The following is a 14281-nucleotide window of genomic DNA, read 5'->3' as shown; positions in this document are numbered from 1 at the left end:
CTGAGGGGCATGGCGGGATCCCAGTTCACTCTAGCCGCGTTGGCGACGACGGCCGTTCCAGGTCTCCTCGTCACGGGCACGCGCACGCTCGGCTCGGCCGCGGGCGGCGACTACGAGTCGGCGCTCCTCCGCGACGCCGACGGCACCGAGATCGTCATCCGCCGCCCCCGGAACCAGCGCGCCGAAGCGCGGCAGTCGGCCGACCTCGTCGCCATCCGTGCGCTGAGCGCCGGCATCCGCACACGTCTGCCGTTCGGCGTCGCCGAGTACCGCGGCCAGGCGCCGATCGGGTCGACGCGCGCCATCGTCACGACCCGACTGGCCGGGGCTCACCCGACCCTCGCGTCGCTCGTCGAGCGCCCCGACCTCGCCACCAGCGTCGGCCGTGCCGTCGCCTCGATCCACCAGCTGCCGACGAGCTTCGTCTCCGACGCCGGCCTGCCGTCGCTCACGCCGTTCGAGGTGCTCCGGTCCGCCGTCTCGGTGATGGACCGCGCCGTGGCGACCAAGCTCGTCCCCGCCGCGCTCGTCGAACGCTGGGAGGGTGCCGCCCGCGACCAGCAGCTCTGGCAGTTCACACCGACCGTCGTGCACGGGTCGCTCGGCACCGGCGCCCTGCTGGTCGACGGCGACGCGGTGACCGGGGTCCTCGACTGGGGCGAGCTGCGGCTCGGCGACCCGGCGAAGGACCTCGCCTGGGTGCTCGCCGGCCGCCGCGATGCCTTCGACACCGTCCTCAGCGCCTACGAGGCGAACGGCGGCGGACGCGACCGCCAGCTCGCACAGCGTGCACGCGTGCACCACGAACTCGAGACGGCGCACTGGCTGCTCCACGGCGTGCAGGCGAAGAGCACCGAGGTCGTCGACGATGCCGTCGCGATGATGCACCGCCTGGTCGACGCGGTGCACGCCCCGAGTGCGGAACCGCTGCAGTCGGTGTCACCCGAGACGATGGAGATCGGCGAGGTGGAGCAGCTGTTGTCCTCCACCGAACGCCGCCACGGCTGACCCCGTCTCGTTCGACGCCGTCTCGTTCCACGCACGGCGGTCACGACTCCCCGCTCAGTTCCGCCGAGGGGTCATGACTCGTCGGTCCCAGCGCGGCCGCCCGACGGTCTGTGACCACTCGCTGTGCGTCCTGCGGGGAGTGGTGACCGGTCCCGGCCGCCGCCCGGGCACCTGGCGCGACCGCCTGGAGGCCGGGTGCCGGCAGGGCGGACCCGCACCGGGCCTCCAGGGCGGAGCACGACACGGGCGCGACTCGACACGGGCGCGACTCGACACGGGCCCAGCGCGACGCGGGCGTAACGCGACATGGGCGGAACACGACGCGGGCGCAGCGCGACACGGGCGCGGTACACGACGGGCGCGACGCGCCACCCGCCTGACGCAGAGGGGTCAGCTACCGATGGCCTCGGCCCACGCACGCTCGAGTCCGGCGCGGTCGAGCAGCTCGGTCGGACGGACCTCGAGGTCGTCGGCGACGAAGTAGAACACCGCGTCGACCTGGTCGAGCGGTCGCCCGGTGAACTCGGCGTAGGCGACGCGGTACAGCGCGAGCTGCAGCGTTCGGCGGGCCAGGTCGTCCGCGCCCGACGGCGCCTTGCCCGTCTTCCAGTCGACGACCTCGGCACGGCCGTCGATCTCGTACACCGCGTCCAGCTTGCAGACCACACTGTGCCCGAGGAACGGGATGTGGATCTCCCGCTCGACCTCGATCGGTGTCAGCCCAGCCCACCGGGAGCGGGCGAAGGTCGCCTGGAAGTCCGCCAGTCGACGGGCGTCGTCGTCGGTGACCACGGCGTCTGGCGACGCGTCGGTGAGGTCGTCGGCATCGAGGTCGAGCTCCCCGTCCCACACGTCGAGCGTTTCGAGCGCGCCGCCGCTCCGCGCCCGCTGTTCCACCCACTGGTGGAAGAGCGTGCCGAGCCGGGTGGCGCGGTACGGTCGCTCCGGCATCGGCCGGCGGAGCCGCTCGGCGACGGAGTCGGGTTCGGTCAGGTAGTCCTTGAAGCCCGAGGCCGGCACCCGGTGCGGGACGGCGACCGCGTGCTTCGCGTTCCGGGTGGCGTGCCGTTCGGCGAGCAGGAGGTCGATGTCGGCAGCGAAGCGCCCCGCAGCGCCGGGGTTCGCGTTCCGCACCCGCTCCGCCGCGGCCAGGACCCGCGGCGCGCGCTGCCCGAACGGCACGTGCGGCCAGGTCTGGGTCGCGCCGCTCTCCCCCATCGGGTTCTCGTCGTGCACCGTCGTCTCCGGGATCGCAGCACCGTCGATGACGCCGGCGTCCACCAGGTCGCGCAGGTAGCGGCTCGGCTCGGTGGGTCGGACTCCGCCGGCCCAGAACGAGCCGGACACCAGCAGGTCGTGCTTGGCGCGGGTCAGGGCGACGTAGGTGAGCCGGCGCTCCTCGTCTTCGTTGCGGGCCTTCACCTGTTCCTTGAAGGTGTCGATCGCCGTGGTGACGTCCTTCTGGGTCTCCTGCCCGCGCCACGCGAGCCGTGGCAGCTCGGCGGCGTCCCCGCGGAACTCGTACGGCAGTCGGCCGAACCCGAGCCAACCGGACGAGCCCTCCTGCGGACGCGCCGGCAGCCCGCCCTCGACCATCCGGGGCACCGCGACGGCGTCCCACTCCAGCCCCTTGGACCCGTGGATCGTCAGGATCTGCACGGTCCCGGCCTCGGGCTCCTCGGAACGCGGACCCATGTCGTCACGCCGGGCTGCGGCGTCGATCCACCCGAGGAACGAACCGAGGTCGGCGCGGTCGTCGGTCGAGACGAAGCCGGCGAGTTCGTCGATGAACGCGTCGAGGTAGGCGCCGCTCCCCTGTTCGTGCGCGGCGACCTCGATGTCGAGCCGCATCTCCTGCACGACGAGCGTCACGAAGTCGACCAGGTCGCTCCCCGCGCGTGACCGGAGCATCGCGAGCTGCCCGCCGAGCGCACGCATCCGGCTGCGCCCCGCGGCGGTGATGCCCTCGAGCGCGCCGTGCTCGTCGGGCGCGGTCGCGACGAAGTCGAGGGCGTCGACGATCGACCCGTGCTCCCCGGCGGCCACCGAGGCCCGGAAGGCCGCGGTCAGGTCGTCGTCGAGGCGCTGCTGGGTGTGGTCGCGCTGGAACAGCCACCGGGCGAGCTGGTGCAGGGCGACGATGTCCGCTGCCCCGACCCGCCACCGTGCACCCGCCAGCAGCCGGATCAGGTCGTTGCCGGCCGCCGGGTCGTGCAGCACGCGCAGGCACGCCACCAGGTCGACGATCTCCGGACGCTGGAGCAGTCCTCCGGTGCCGAGCACGTGGTACGGCACCCCGCGGGCACCGAGCGCCGCCGTGAACGCCGCGAGGTCCTTCCGCGCGCGCAGCAGCAGCGCCATCGAGCCCGTCGGGTCCTGACGGCGGTGGTCCTGGAACCACGCCGCGACCTCGTCGGCTTCTTCCGGCAGGGTCTCCGGGAACACCACCCGCACGGTGCCGGCGTCCGCGCCCGGCCGCGGCGAGAGCCGTTCGACGTCGACCTCGGACGCCTCGGACAGCGGTGACACGATCGCGTTCGCCCCCGCGAGCACGTCCACCGGGTTCCGCCAGCTGGTCGACAGCGCGAAGGTGACGGGTTCGGCCACGCCGGGTTCGTCGCCGCCGAAGTCGTGCGGGAACCGGGCGAGGTTCGCCGCACTCGCACCACGGAACCCGTAGATCGACTGGTGCGGGTCGCCGACTGCCATCACCGAGTGCCCGCGGAACAGCCGGGCGAGGAACCGGGTCTGCACCACCGAGGTGTCCTGGTACTCGTCGAGGAGCACCACCCCGTACCGGCTCCGCAGGTCGGTGACGACGCGGGGCGCGGACTCGGCCGCGGCGAGCGCGAGGGCGATCTGGTCGGAGAACTCCACGAACCCGCGGTCGACCTTCTGCCGTCGGAACTCGGCGACCAGGTCGGCCAGGGGTTCGAGGGCACCGATCGCGGCGACCGCGTCGGTGATCGCCTTGTACGGCTTGCCGCGGTTGCCGGGGAGTTCGAGCAGCTCGGAGAACTCCATCGCGAACCGGCGCAGGTCCTCCGGCTCGACGAGGTGTTCGGACGTGGCGCCGGCGAGGGCGACCACGGCCGCGGTCAGGGTGTCGACATCGCGGTCGAGTCCGGCGAGCCGCTCGTCGCGGGCGGCGACCACGACTCGACGGGCGAGCTGCCAGGCCGAGGGTTCGGTCAGCACCTGGGACTCTCCGTCACGCCCGACGAGCAGGGCGTTCTCGCGGAAGACCGCGTTGGCGAAGGCGTTGTACGTCGAGACGGTGGGCGCCTCGAAGGCGTCCCCCGGGGTGATCAGCCCCACGTCCTCGAGCGCGCGGATGCGGTCGTTGATGCGGACGGAGAGTTCACCGGCGGCCTTGCGGGTGAAGGTCAGGCCGAGCACCTCGTCCGGGCGGACGAGTCCGTTGGCCAGCAGCCAGACGACGCGCGACGCCATCGTCTCGGTCTTCCCGCTGCCGGCTCCGGCGACGACCAGCGCCGGCACGAGCGGCGACTCGATGACCGCGCGCTGCTGGGCGGTGGGGCGGGGGCGGCCGAGGGCGTCAGCGATGGCGTCGGCGTCGTGCCGGATGACGGGCGGCACAGCGGCAGCCGTGCGGACCGCACCGGCCACAGCAGCCGTGCCGGTCGCGTCAGCCGCGTCGGTCGTGTCCGCCGTGTCGCTCACCAGGTCACCTCCGCCACCACGTGGATCCGGCACTCGACCCCGGTCCGGGCCTTGTCGCAGTGGTCGTCCACGTTCGCCACGAACGTCCGGCCGGCCATGCCCCGCGCCACCCCGTGCAACCGCTCGCGGTAGGCCTCACGCGCCTCGGCGTCGAACGCGTGCTGCGTCCGCTCGGAGAACGCCTGCCCACCGCGGGGGTTCTGGACGAACACCAGCCGGGCGTCGGTCATCGGAGAACCCGCCGGCACGCCCTCGACCGCGCCGTCCTCGACCGCGAGTTGGTAGGCGCCGAGCTGCGGGTGTTCCGGCATGTCGTTCTTCTCGCTGGGCATCGACCGGCCGGTCTTCAGGTCGACGACGCTGACCCGGCCCTCGGGATCGACCTCGATGCGGTCGATGCTCCCCCGGATCCGGGCGGGCCCGGTCACGAGCGCGAACGACGTCTCGGCTCCGAGCAGCCGGCGGCCGGCACGGGCGAAGGTACGGAGGTAGTCGCTCAGCCCCTCGATCATCCGCCGGGTCCGGGCGCGCTCGCGGTCGGCGACCCAGGGCGACTCGAACGTCAGCTCGTCCCACCGGGCCTCGACCCGCTCCCACAGCGACTCGACGTCGATCTCGGTGGCGTGCTCCATCGCCTCGTGCACGATCGTCCCGATGCCCATCGCCGGGCTCGGGGCTCCGCCGCCGAAGGTCTGCGCGAACCAGTGCACCGGGCACTCCTCGAAGGTGCCGATCCGCGACGGCGACACCGACACGACCGGAGCGACGGGCTCGCCGCCCTCGACCTCGGGCGCGGGCTCGGCGTCGAGGTCGACCAGGGGGTCGTCCGTGGTCGGTTCGGCGAGCCCGTACCACTCGTCCGGTGCCGCCCCGGGTACCTCGGCCTCGGCCAGGCGGGCCAGCGCGGACGCGGCCTCGTGGTCGCCGGAGCCCACCACCCGGCGGCGCAGCGACCCGGCGAGCCCACGCAGGGACAGCGGGTGGACGGTCGGCTGACGGTCCGGCGGCACCGGGACGAGTCGGACGAAGGGTGACGGCGACTCGTCGTCGTTCGCGACCGTGCCGATGACGACCTGCGTGGTGGCGCGCGAGACGGCCCGCGCGAACAGCCGGAGTTCGTCGGCGACCACCGCGGCACGGTCGTCGATGGGCGAACGCTCGACCCCGGCAGCAGCGCGGACCAGTCCGTCCGGGTCGAGCAGACTGCCGCGCACCCGGGTGTTGGGCCAGACGCCGTCCTGCAGACCGAGCACCACGACCACGTCGCACTCGAGCCCGATCGTCGCCGACGGCGTCAGCACCCGCACCCGGCCGGCGGTCCGGTCGGGGCCGATCGAGTCCTCGGGCAGGTCGGCGCCGAGCAGGTCGTCGACGAAGACCCGCGCGGGAGCGTCCGGCGTGCGCTCGACGAAGCGCTTGGCGGCGGTGAACAGGCCGACGACGGCGTCCAGGTGCCGGTCGGCTTCCCCGGCGCCGACCCCACCGGCGGCGGACTGGGCACCCCACGACTTCGCGAGACCGCTGCGTTCCCAGAGGCCCCAGAGGATCTCCTCGATGCTCGATCCCGCCTGGGCGTCGGCACGGGCCTGCACCAGGCTCCGGGCCAGCCGGGTCGCCCGGCGCGCGAACCCGGCGTCCACCGTCGCCAGGCGCTCCGGTGCGCCCAGGGCATCGACCAGCAGTTCGTCGGCGGTGCGGCTGCCGTCGCCCGCGAGTTCCTCGCGCCGCAGGGCGAGCCGGAGCCGGCGCATCGCCAGGGTGTCGAGGCCACCGAGGGGTCCCGTGGCGAACGCGGTGGCCAGGGCGGCGTCCAGCGGCAGGACGTCGAGCGCCACCGCAGCCGCGTCGAGCAACGCCCGCGCCGCGGAGTCGTCGCGCGGACGGACGGGCGCGGCACCGGCGGTCGCCGGGACCTCGGCCACGGAGAGTGCCCGGACGAGTTCGGGGATGGCAGCACCGCTGCGGGTGACCACGGCCATCCGGTGCCACGGCACACCGTCGAGCAGGCGGTGTTCGCGCAGTCGACGGGCGATCGCCACGACCAGCGCGGACCGGCTGGCGGCCTCGAGGTGCACGACGGCGTCGGACCGCGCATCCTGGTCGCCCGCCGAGGCGCTGCGCTGCCGACCGGCCGCCGCGGTGCCGATGCGACCCGTGACACCGGTGACCAGGGCACGGATCGGGGCGGGGTGCCGGTGCACTGCGCCGAGGAACAGCTCGTCGACGCGGTCGACGCCGAGTCGCACGGCCAGGCGACCGAGGACGTCCGGTTCGGCGCCGCGGAACGCCGAGGCGGCGATGTCCGGGTCGCCGAAGGCCACGAGCTGCACGCCGGAGCGCGCGAGTGCCCCGAGCAGGGCGATCTCACCCTCCACCAGTTCCTGCGTGTCGTCGACCACGACCAGGCGCAGGGCGGCGATGCTCGCGGGGAGCTCGTGCCGCAGCACCGCGGCGGTGGCGTACGCCACGAGTTCGCCGGAGTCGAGTCCGGCCGGTCGGAACGCGGTCACCGATGCCCGGTAGTCGTCCACGAAGTCCCCGACGGCCCGCCACTCGGGTCGTCCGAGCTCGTCGCCGAGTTCCCGCATGTCGTCGGGCTCGACGCCGGCGGCCACCGCACGCATCATGACGTCACGCAGGGCGGTGCGGAAACCCGCTCGCTCACGGACGACGGCGGTGATCGGGTCGGGCCAGGCCGGTCCGGCTCCGTCGAGTTCGTGCCCGGCGAGCAGGTCGGCGATGATCCGGTCCTGCTCCCCACCGGTCAGCAGCGTCGGGGGTTCCTGCCCCTGCACCGACGCCGCGTGGGTGACGATCTGGAACGCCAGCGAGTTCACGGTGCGGGCGAGTGCACCCGGCACGACCCGGTCGACCGCCCGAGCGAGCCGGTCGCGCAGCGCCGTCGCGGCCGTCCGCGCCGAGGTCAGGGCGAGGACCGTCGCGTGGCCATCGGGGGTGATGGCGTCGGGTCGGGTCAGCCGGTCGGCGACGAGCCGTGCGAGCGTGGTCGTCTTGCCACTGCCCGGTGCACCGATCACCGCGGCGTGACGGCCGTCCGGCAGCGCGAGCACCGCGGCCTGCGACGGGTCGTCGACCAGTGCGCGCGCGAACCCGGTGTCCTCGGGAGCGGGCGTCAGCGTGGTCTGCGGCACGCTCGTACGGTACCCAGGACCGCCGACAGCACCGCTGCGGACGCGCGGGACACCGGTCGTCACGACGTCGAGTGCGCCCGCGGCGAACGCCCGATGCCGCTCGGGACGGCTCGGATACGCTGTGCTCGTGGACATCAAGATCGGCATCATCAACAGCCCCCGCGAGATCGCCTTCGAGACCGCCCAGACCGCGGACGAGGTCGAGAAGGCCGTGTCCGAGGCACTCACCGCCAAGTCGACGCACCTGTCGCTGCAGGACGACAAGGGTCGTCGCTTCATCGTCCCCGTCTCGGCCCTGGCGTACGTCGAGGTCGGCGCGGAAGAGGCACGGCGCATCGGCTTCGTCGCCTGACGACGTGGAACTGCTCTTCGCCGTCCTCGGCGGCGTCATCATCGGCGCGGTCGCGCACGTGATCCTGCCGTGGCGGTCGAACCGCGGCGTGCTCGTCGGCCCCGCGGTCGGCGGCATCGCCGCAGCCGTCCTCTGGGAGGCACTGACCTGGGCCGGGTGGCGGTACGACGGCACCTGGATCTGGGTCGTGGCCCTCGTGGGGTCCGGCGTGGTCGCCCTCGTCGTCGAGTGGCTCCTCGGCATCCAGCGCGACAAGCGCGACGCCGCGTACTACGAGCAGCTCAGGACGCGCGGCGCCTGACCAGCAGGCGGCCCGACGCTCGAGCAGCCTGACCGCTCAGGCCGTCAGACCGAGTGCGTCCATCCGTCGGGTGTGCGCGGCGATGAGTTCGGTCCAGACCGGCTCGAGCCGCTCCTGGTCCTCGCGGGCGTGCGACGCCAGCGCCGACCGGGCGACCAGCAGGGTGTCCCCCACCAGGCGACGTCCCCACATCGCCAGACGCGAACCGATCTGCGGGTCGTCCTCGATGTGCGCCGTCAGTTCTTCGACGACCGCCGCTTCCTCGCGCGCGTCGAACACCGAACGGAGCCGCTGCCGCACGTCGATCGGCAGCGAGCGGAGCAGGTTGCCGAACAGGTCGTTCAGGATGCCAGCCGTCACGTAGCCGGTCAGCATCGACTCGTACCAGTCGGCACCGCTGGTCCGTTCGAGGAACAGGTCGATCGCCTCGCGGTGCGGTGCCATCAGCGCCGCCGGGTCTCCGCCACTGCGCTCGATCTCGGCCACGATCGTGCGGTGCCGCTCGAGCGCCGTCGTCGCGAGCACCCCGGTGACCAGACGGCCGGAGAGCGTCGGTGCGGAAGCACCGGCTCGTCCCATGGTCTCGTAGACGGAGAGCTGCAGGTACGCGGCCTGCCCCAGGTAGACGTCGAGCTCCGGGGTGACGTCGTCGAGCGCGAGCCGCTTGACCTGTGCGGCTCCGCGCGGGGTCCGCGACGCGAGCCATGCGGCAGCGAGCTGCGCCGCGCGCTTCCGGTTCCACCACGACACCACCCGACCAGCATAGAGGGCACCCGCCGGTCACCCGCCCGACCTCCAGCGGTGCCGACCGGTCGCCCGCCCGACGTCCGGTGACGCCCGCCGATCGCCCGCGCGGACGCCCCGACGGACCCCGGAGCGCCCGGACCACGCGCCCGTCGGTAGACTGGCCGGGACTTCCACCAGAACTAAGGTGATTCTTTGACTTTCTCAGACCTCAACATCGACCAGGACATCGTCGATGCACTGGCCGGCAAGGGCATCCTCGAGCCCTTCCCGATCCAGGAACAGACCATCCCGCTCGGCCTGACCGGCCAGGACATCATCGGCCAGGCCAAGACGGGTACCGGCAAGACGCTCGGCTTCGGCCTCCCGCTGATCCAGCGGCTCGGCGCCGACCCGGCGCACGGCGTGAAGGCGCTCGTCGTCGTCCCGACCCGTGAACTCGCGGTCCAGGTCACCGAGGACCTCGAACTCGCGGCCTCGAACCGTCCGACCACGATCGTCTCGATCTACGGCGGCAAGGCCTACGAAGGCCAGGTGGAGCAGCTCAAGGCCGGTGCCCAGATCGTCGTCGGCACGCCCGGGCGACTCATCGACCTGCAGCGGCAGCGTCTGCTCGACCTCTCCCACGTGCAAGAGGTCGTGCTCGACGAGGCCGACCGCATGCTCGACCTCGGGTTCCTGTCGGACATCGAGCGCATCTTCCAGGCCGTCCCCGAGGTGCGGCACACGATGCTGTTCTCGGCGACGATGCCCGCGCCGATCGTCGCCCTCGCCCGCCGGTTCATGAGCCGTCCGGTGCACATCCGGGCGACCGACCCGGACGAGGGCCTCATGCAGGCCAACATCAAGCACCTCATCTACCGCGCGCACTCCCTGGACAAGGACGAGGTCATCGCCCGCATCCTCCAGGCCGAGGGCCGCGGCAAGACCGTGATCTTCACCCGGACCAAGCGTGCCGCGGCGAAGCTCGTCGAGGAACTGAAGGACCGTGGGTTCAACGCCGCAGCGGTGCACGGTGACCTCAACCAGGAGCAGCGCGAGCGCGCGATGGCGGCGTTCAAGGCCGGCAAGCGTGACGTGCTCATCGCCACCGACGTCGCGGCCCGCGGCATCGACGTCGACGACGTCACGCACGTGATCAACCACACGATCCCGGACGACCCGGACACGTACCTGCACCGCGCCGGCCGCACCGGCCGAGCGGGCAAGACCGGCATCGCGGTCACGTTCGTCGACTGGGACGACCTGCACAAGTGGACGCTGATCGACAAGGCCCTCGAGTTCGGGATCCCCGAGCCCGTCGAGACCTACTCGTCGTCGCCCCACCTGTTCGAGGAACTCGACATCCCCAAGGGCACCAAGGGCCGTCTGCCCGGCTCGTCGTCGCACGCGGCTTCTGCCGGCGCGCCCGTCGAGAAGCGCAGCAGCGACCGCCCGGCCTCGGGTTCGCGTGACGCGTCGCGCTCGCGGTCGCGCAGCCGCACCCGGTCAGGAGGCTCGGAGCAGTCCACCGCGCAGGCTCCGGCCACCGAGTCGGTCGCCCCCACCGCCGCGACGGGCACCGAGGACGGCTCGGCCGCGGAGGCTGGTTCCAGCACCGACGGCGCCGCGAAGCGTCGCCGACGTCGCCGCCGTCGCGGAGCCGGCACCGGCGATGCCTCGGCGACCGCTTCGGCACCGCAGGGCACGTCGGACGGCGAGTAGCGCCTCCAGACCGAAGGGCCCGTCGCTGACGCGACGGGCCCTTCGCCGTCTTCCCCCCCCCCCCCCCGACTGCACCGCGGGAGCGACAGATCGCCGCGAAGGGTCAGCGGGCATCTGTCGCTCCCGCGGTTGGGTCACGCCGCGCCGAGCGAGATCTGTCGCTTCAGTGGGACGGCGCGACGCGTCAGGACAGGCGCGAGCCGGGTCCGACCACCGGAGCGCTGCCCGTCGCCTCGGACACGATCGCGTCGAAGGAGACGCGTGCGGTACGGTGCTCCCCCAGCCGGTTCGGCTTGCCGGTGCCGTGGTAGTCGCTCGAACCGGTGACGAACAGGCCGTAGCGGGTCGCCCAGTCGAGCAGCGTGCGCTTGCCGTGTGCCAGGTTCTCGCGGTGGTCGACCTCGAGCCCGCCGAGCCCGGCGTCGACGAGGTCGCGGAGCATCGGCTCGTCGATGACGATCCCGCGCGAGGACGCCGCCGGGTGCGCGATGACGGGCACGCCGCCTGCCTGCCGGATGAGTTCGACGCCGCGCAGGGGCGACGGTGCCTCGTGTGGTTCGTAGTAGCCGGAGGCGGGGTGCAGGATGCCGCGGAACGCCGCGGACCGGTCGGACTCGAGCCCGCGGGCGACCAGGGCGTCGGCGATGTGCGGACGGCCGATCGTGGCACCGGGGCTGGACTGGGCCAGGACGTCCGCCCAGGTGATCGGGTGGTCCTCGGCGATGCGGTCGACCATGCGGTGCGCGCGGGAGAGCCGGCCGTCGCGGATGCGAGTCGTCTCCTCGACCAGTCCGGGGTGCTCGGGGTCCACCAGGTAGCCGAGCACGTGCACGCTGCGGTAGCCGATCCGGGTGCTCAGCTCGAGGCCCGGCAGCAGGGTCAGGGGCAGCTCGTGCGCCGCGGCCGCGGCGTCCGCCCACCCCGCGGTCGTGTCGTGGTCGGTCAGCGCGACGGCGTCGAGTCCGGCGGCCGCGGCCGCTCGCACGAGCTCCGCGGGACGCTCGGTGCCGTCGGAGACACTGGAGTGCGCGTGCAGGTCGATGAACGGGTCTGGCACGTGGCCAATGCTATCCACAGGTGAGCGGCCGCACAGGCCGGGTGTCCCCGGGCGGTGCGATGATGGACGCATGGCCGACACGACTCCCCGCGCGACGAGCAACCGATCCACGACCCCCGGGTCCTCGACCTTCAAGGACTTCATCGGGTCGCAGTGGGCCGAGCGCTCGGAAGCGCAGCCCGAGCCCCGCGAGCAGGCCGCGTTCGCCGCCGAGCGTCGCGCGCGCATCTCCGAGCTGCACCAGGGCCGCACGATCGTGGTGCCCGCCGGGCAGGCCAAGGTCCGCTCGAACGACTGCGACTACCCGTTCCGACCGCACTCCACCTTCGCGCACCTGACCGGCTGGGGCACCGATACCGTCGTCGGCTCCGTGCTCGTGATGACGCCGAACGGCTCCGGCCACGACGCCACGCTGTACTTCCGCGCCACCGCGGGCCGCGACTCGGAGGAGTTCTACGCCAACCCCGAGATCGGCGAGTTCTGGGTCGGTCCGCGCCCCTCGCTCGACGCCGTCGCCACCGACCTCGGGCTGGCCACGGCCGACCTCGGGGCGTTCTCCGCCGTCGCCGACGCACTCGACGCATCGGCACTGCTCGTGCGCGAAGCCGACGACGACCTGACCCGTTCGCTCGACGCCCGCATCGGCGCGGCGATCGGTGGTGCGGTCGAGACCGAGGGATCGCCGGCCACCAACGACCTGCTCTCCCGCGACCTGTCCGAGCTGCGACTGGTCAAGGACCCGTACGAGGTCCGTGAGCTCCGTAAGGCCGTCGACGCCACGAAGCACGGGTTCGACGACGTCATCGGCGACTTCGACGCCGTGCTCGCGCACCCGCGCGGAGAGCGCATCGTCGAGGGCACGTTCAACCGCCGGGCCCGCGCCGACGGCAACACCGTGGGCTACGACACCATCGCCGCCTCGGGCCACCACGCCTGCATCCTGCACTGGACCCGCAACGACGGCGCCGTGCAGCCGGGCGACCTCATCCTCATCGACGCCGGCGTCGAGGTCGACTCCTTCTACACCGCCGACATCACCCGTACGCTGCCGGTGAGCGGCACCTTCTCGCCCGTGCAGCGCATGGTCTACGAAGCCGTGCTCGAGGCCGCCGATGCCGCGTTCGCGATCGTCAAGCCCGGCATCACGTTCCGCCAGGTGCACGCCACCGCGATGGAGGTCATCGCGCGCAAGACCGCCGAGTGGGGCTTCCTGCCGGTCTCGGCCGCCGAGTCGCTCGAGCCGGACAACCAGTTCCACCGCCGCTACATGGTGCACGGCACGAGCCACCACCTCGGACTCGACGTGCACGACTGCGCCAAGGCCCGCCGCGAGATGTACCTCGACGGCACCGTGCAGGCCGGCATGGTCTTCACGATCGAGCCCGGACTGTACTTCCAGCAGGACGACCTGACCGTGCCGGAGGAGTTCCGCGGCATCGGTGTCCGCATCGAGGACGACATCCTGGTGACCGAGGACGGCGCCGAGAACCTGTCAGTCGGCATCCCCCGAACCCCCTCGGAAGTGGAGGGGTGGATCGCCCGCTCTGGCCGCTAGCCTGATCGGGTGACCATGCCCGAGGCCTCCCCGAACACGTTCTCGATCGAGGTCGAGCACTTCGACTCCCCCGACGCCCAACGACTCCGCGCCGCCCAGCGCCTGGAGATCGACCGGGCACACGGCGGCGACACCGAACCCGGTGAGAAGCCGACAGCCGAGTCGATCGCGGTGTTCTTCGTCGCACGGGACGAGTCCGGTACTCCCCTGGGGTGCGGGGGCCTGCGCATCGTCGACGACGGCATCGCCGAGATCAAGCGGATGTACGTCCGACCGGAATCCCGCGGGTCCGGCGTCGCAGCTGCCCTGCTGCGACGGCTGGAAGAAGCCGCGCTCGACCTGGGGTCCCCGGCGCTCGTCCTCGAGACGGGGACGGAGCAGCAGCGCGCCGTCGGGTTCTACCAGCGCGAGGGGTTCCGGCGGATCGCGAACTTCGGGCCCTACGTCGGGGCACCCCTGTCGGTCTGCTACTCGAAGGTCCTCTAGCCGCGCCGAAGCCGCCTGGCGGTTCCGTGCCGTGCGATGCCGCTCCGTGCGCAAGTCGGCGCCGCGCGTGGGCCCGCGCCGCGCGCGGGCCCGCGCCGCGTCCGGTCACGACGTGCCGTCGGCCCGAGGACGAGCGGTCACGAACCGTCGTCTGTGCCGGCGCCGAACGACGATCGCTGACCGCTCGACCCCGGTCTCGCGAGGTGTGGCGACCGCCCAAACGTCCGCCCTCCGGACT

Annotated in this window: 10 protein-coding genes; 6 read left to right on the top strand and 4 right to left on the bottom strand. The window is 72.8% G+C overall.

The window, feature by feature from the left end; genetic code table 11:
• Nucleotides 1–9: 9 nt before the first annotated feature.
• Complete coding sequence (locus Q9R26_RS09905) at nucleotides 10–1008, top strand: phosphotransferase (protein WP_311227182.1); 999 nt, start codon at nucleotides 10–12, stop codon at nucleotides 1006–1008.
• A 390-nt stretch (nucleotides 1009–1398) separates the two neighbouring features.
• Here Q9R26_RS09905 and Q9R26_RS09900 read toward each other — a convergent pair whose 3' ends face one another.
• Together Q9R26_RS09900 and Q9R26_RS09895 are read right to left on the bottom strand one after the other, a co-directional pair.
• A complete protein-coding gene (locus Q9R26_RS09900) occupies nucleotides 1399–4692 on the bottom strand; it encodes an ATP-dependent DNA helicase (protein WP_311227181.1) in 3294 nt (1097 codons plus the stop codon).
• Entirely contained in the window at nucleotides 4689–7844 is a 3156-nt protein-coding gene (locus Q9R26_RS09895; RefSeq protein ID WP_311227180.1) for a PD-(D/E)XK nuclease family protein, read from the bottom strand. The genes Q9R26_RS09900 and Q9R26_RS09895 overlap by 4 nt, the downstream gene beginning before the upstream one ends.
• 127 nt (nucleotides 7845–7971) lie before the next feature.
• On the opposite strand from Q9R26_RS09895, the gene Q9R26_RS09890 reads away from it, so the two are divergent.
• Both Q9R26_RS09890 and Q9R26_RS09885 read left to right on the top strand, forming a co-directional pair.
• Nucleotides 7972–8196 carry a DUF3107 domain-containing protein gene (locus tag Q9R26_RS09890; protein ID WP_031259670.1) on the top strand — a complete coding sequence of 75 codons (225 nt, stop codon included), beginning with the start codon at nucleotides 7972–7974 and terminating at the stop codon, nucleotides 8194–8196.
• A 4-nt stretch (nucleotides 8197–8200) separates the two neighbouring features.
• The gene (locus Q9R26_RS09885; RefSeq protein WP_311227179.1) at nucleotides 8201–8497 is read left to right on the top strand and encodes a hypothetical protein; all 297 of its coding nucleotides are present in this window, start codon (nucleotides 8201–8203) and stop codon (nucleotides 8495–8497) included.
• A gap of 36 nt (nucleotides 8498–8533) precedes the next feature.
• On the opposite strand, the gene Q9R26_RS09880 is transcribed toward Q9R26_RS09885, so the two are convergent.
• Nucleotides 8534–9247 carry a ferritin-like domain-containing protein gene (locus Q9R26_RS09880; RefSeq protein WP_259580738.1) on the bottom strand — a complete coding sequence of 238 codons (714 nt, stop codon included), beginning with the start codon at nucleotides 9245–9247 and terminating at the stop codon, nucleotides 8534–8536.
• Between the two features lie 189 nt (nucleotides 9248–9436).
• Here Q9R26_RS09880 and Q9R26_RS09875 point away from each other — a divergent pair, with 189 nt between their 5' ends.
• Complete coding sequence (locus Q9R26_RS09875) at nucleotides 9437–10945, top strand: DEAD/DEAH box helicase (RefSeq protein WP_311227178.1); 1509 nt, start codon at nucleotides 9437–9439, stop codon at nucleotides 10943–10945.
• A gap of 184 nt (nucleotides 10946–11129) precedes the next feature.
• Here Q9R26_RS09875 and Q9R26_RS09870 read toward each other — a convergent pair whose 3' ends face one another.
• A complete protein-coding gene (locus Q9R26_RS09870; RefSeq protein WP_311227177.1) occupies nucleotides 11130–12002 on the bottom strand; it encodes a PHP domain-containing protein in 873 nt (290 codons plus the stop codon).
• A gap of 70 nt (nucleotides 12003–12072) precedes the next feature.
• Here Q9R26_RS09870 and Q9R26_RS09865 point away from each other — a divergent pair, with 70 nt between their 5' ends.
• Nucleotides 12073–13557 carry an aminopeptidase P family protein gene (locus tag Q9R26_RS09865; protein WP_311227176.1) on the top strand — a complete coding sequence of 495 codons (1485 nt, stop codon included), beginning with the start codon at nucleotides 12073–12075 and terminating at the stop codon, nucleotides 13555–13557.
• Between the two features lie 15 nt (nucleotides 13558–13572).
• Nucleotides 13573–14043, top strand: a complete 471-nt coding sequence (locus tag Q9R26_RS09860) for a GNAT family N-acetyltransferase (protein WP_182065260.1) — start codon at nucleotides 13573–13575, stop codon at nucleotides 14041–14043.
• Nucleotides 14044–14281: the final 238 nt, after the last annotated feature.

It is taken from the genome of Curtobacterium sp. BRB10 (assembly GCF_031844325.1).
Lineage (GTDB): Bacteria > Actinomycetota > Actinomycetes > Actinomycetales > Microbacteriaceae > Curtobacterium > Curtobacterium poinsettiae_A.
This window is presented reverse-complemented; position numbering and strand designations above follow the sequence as displayed.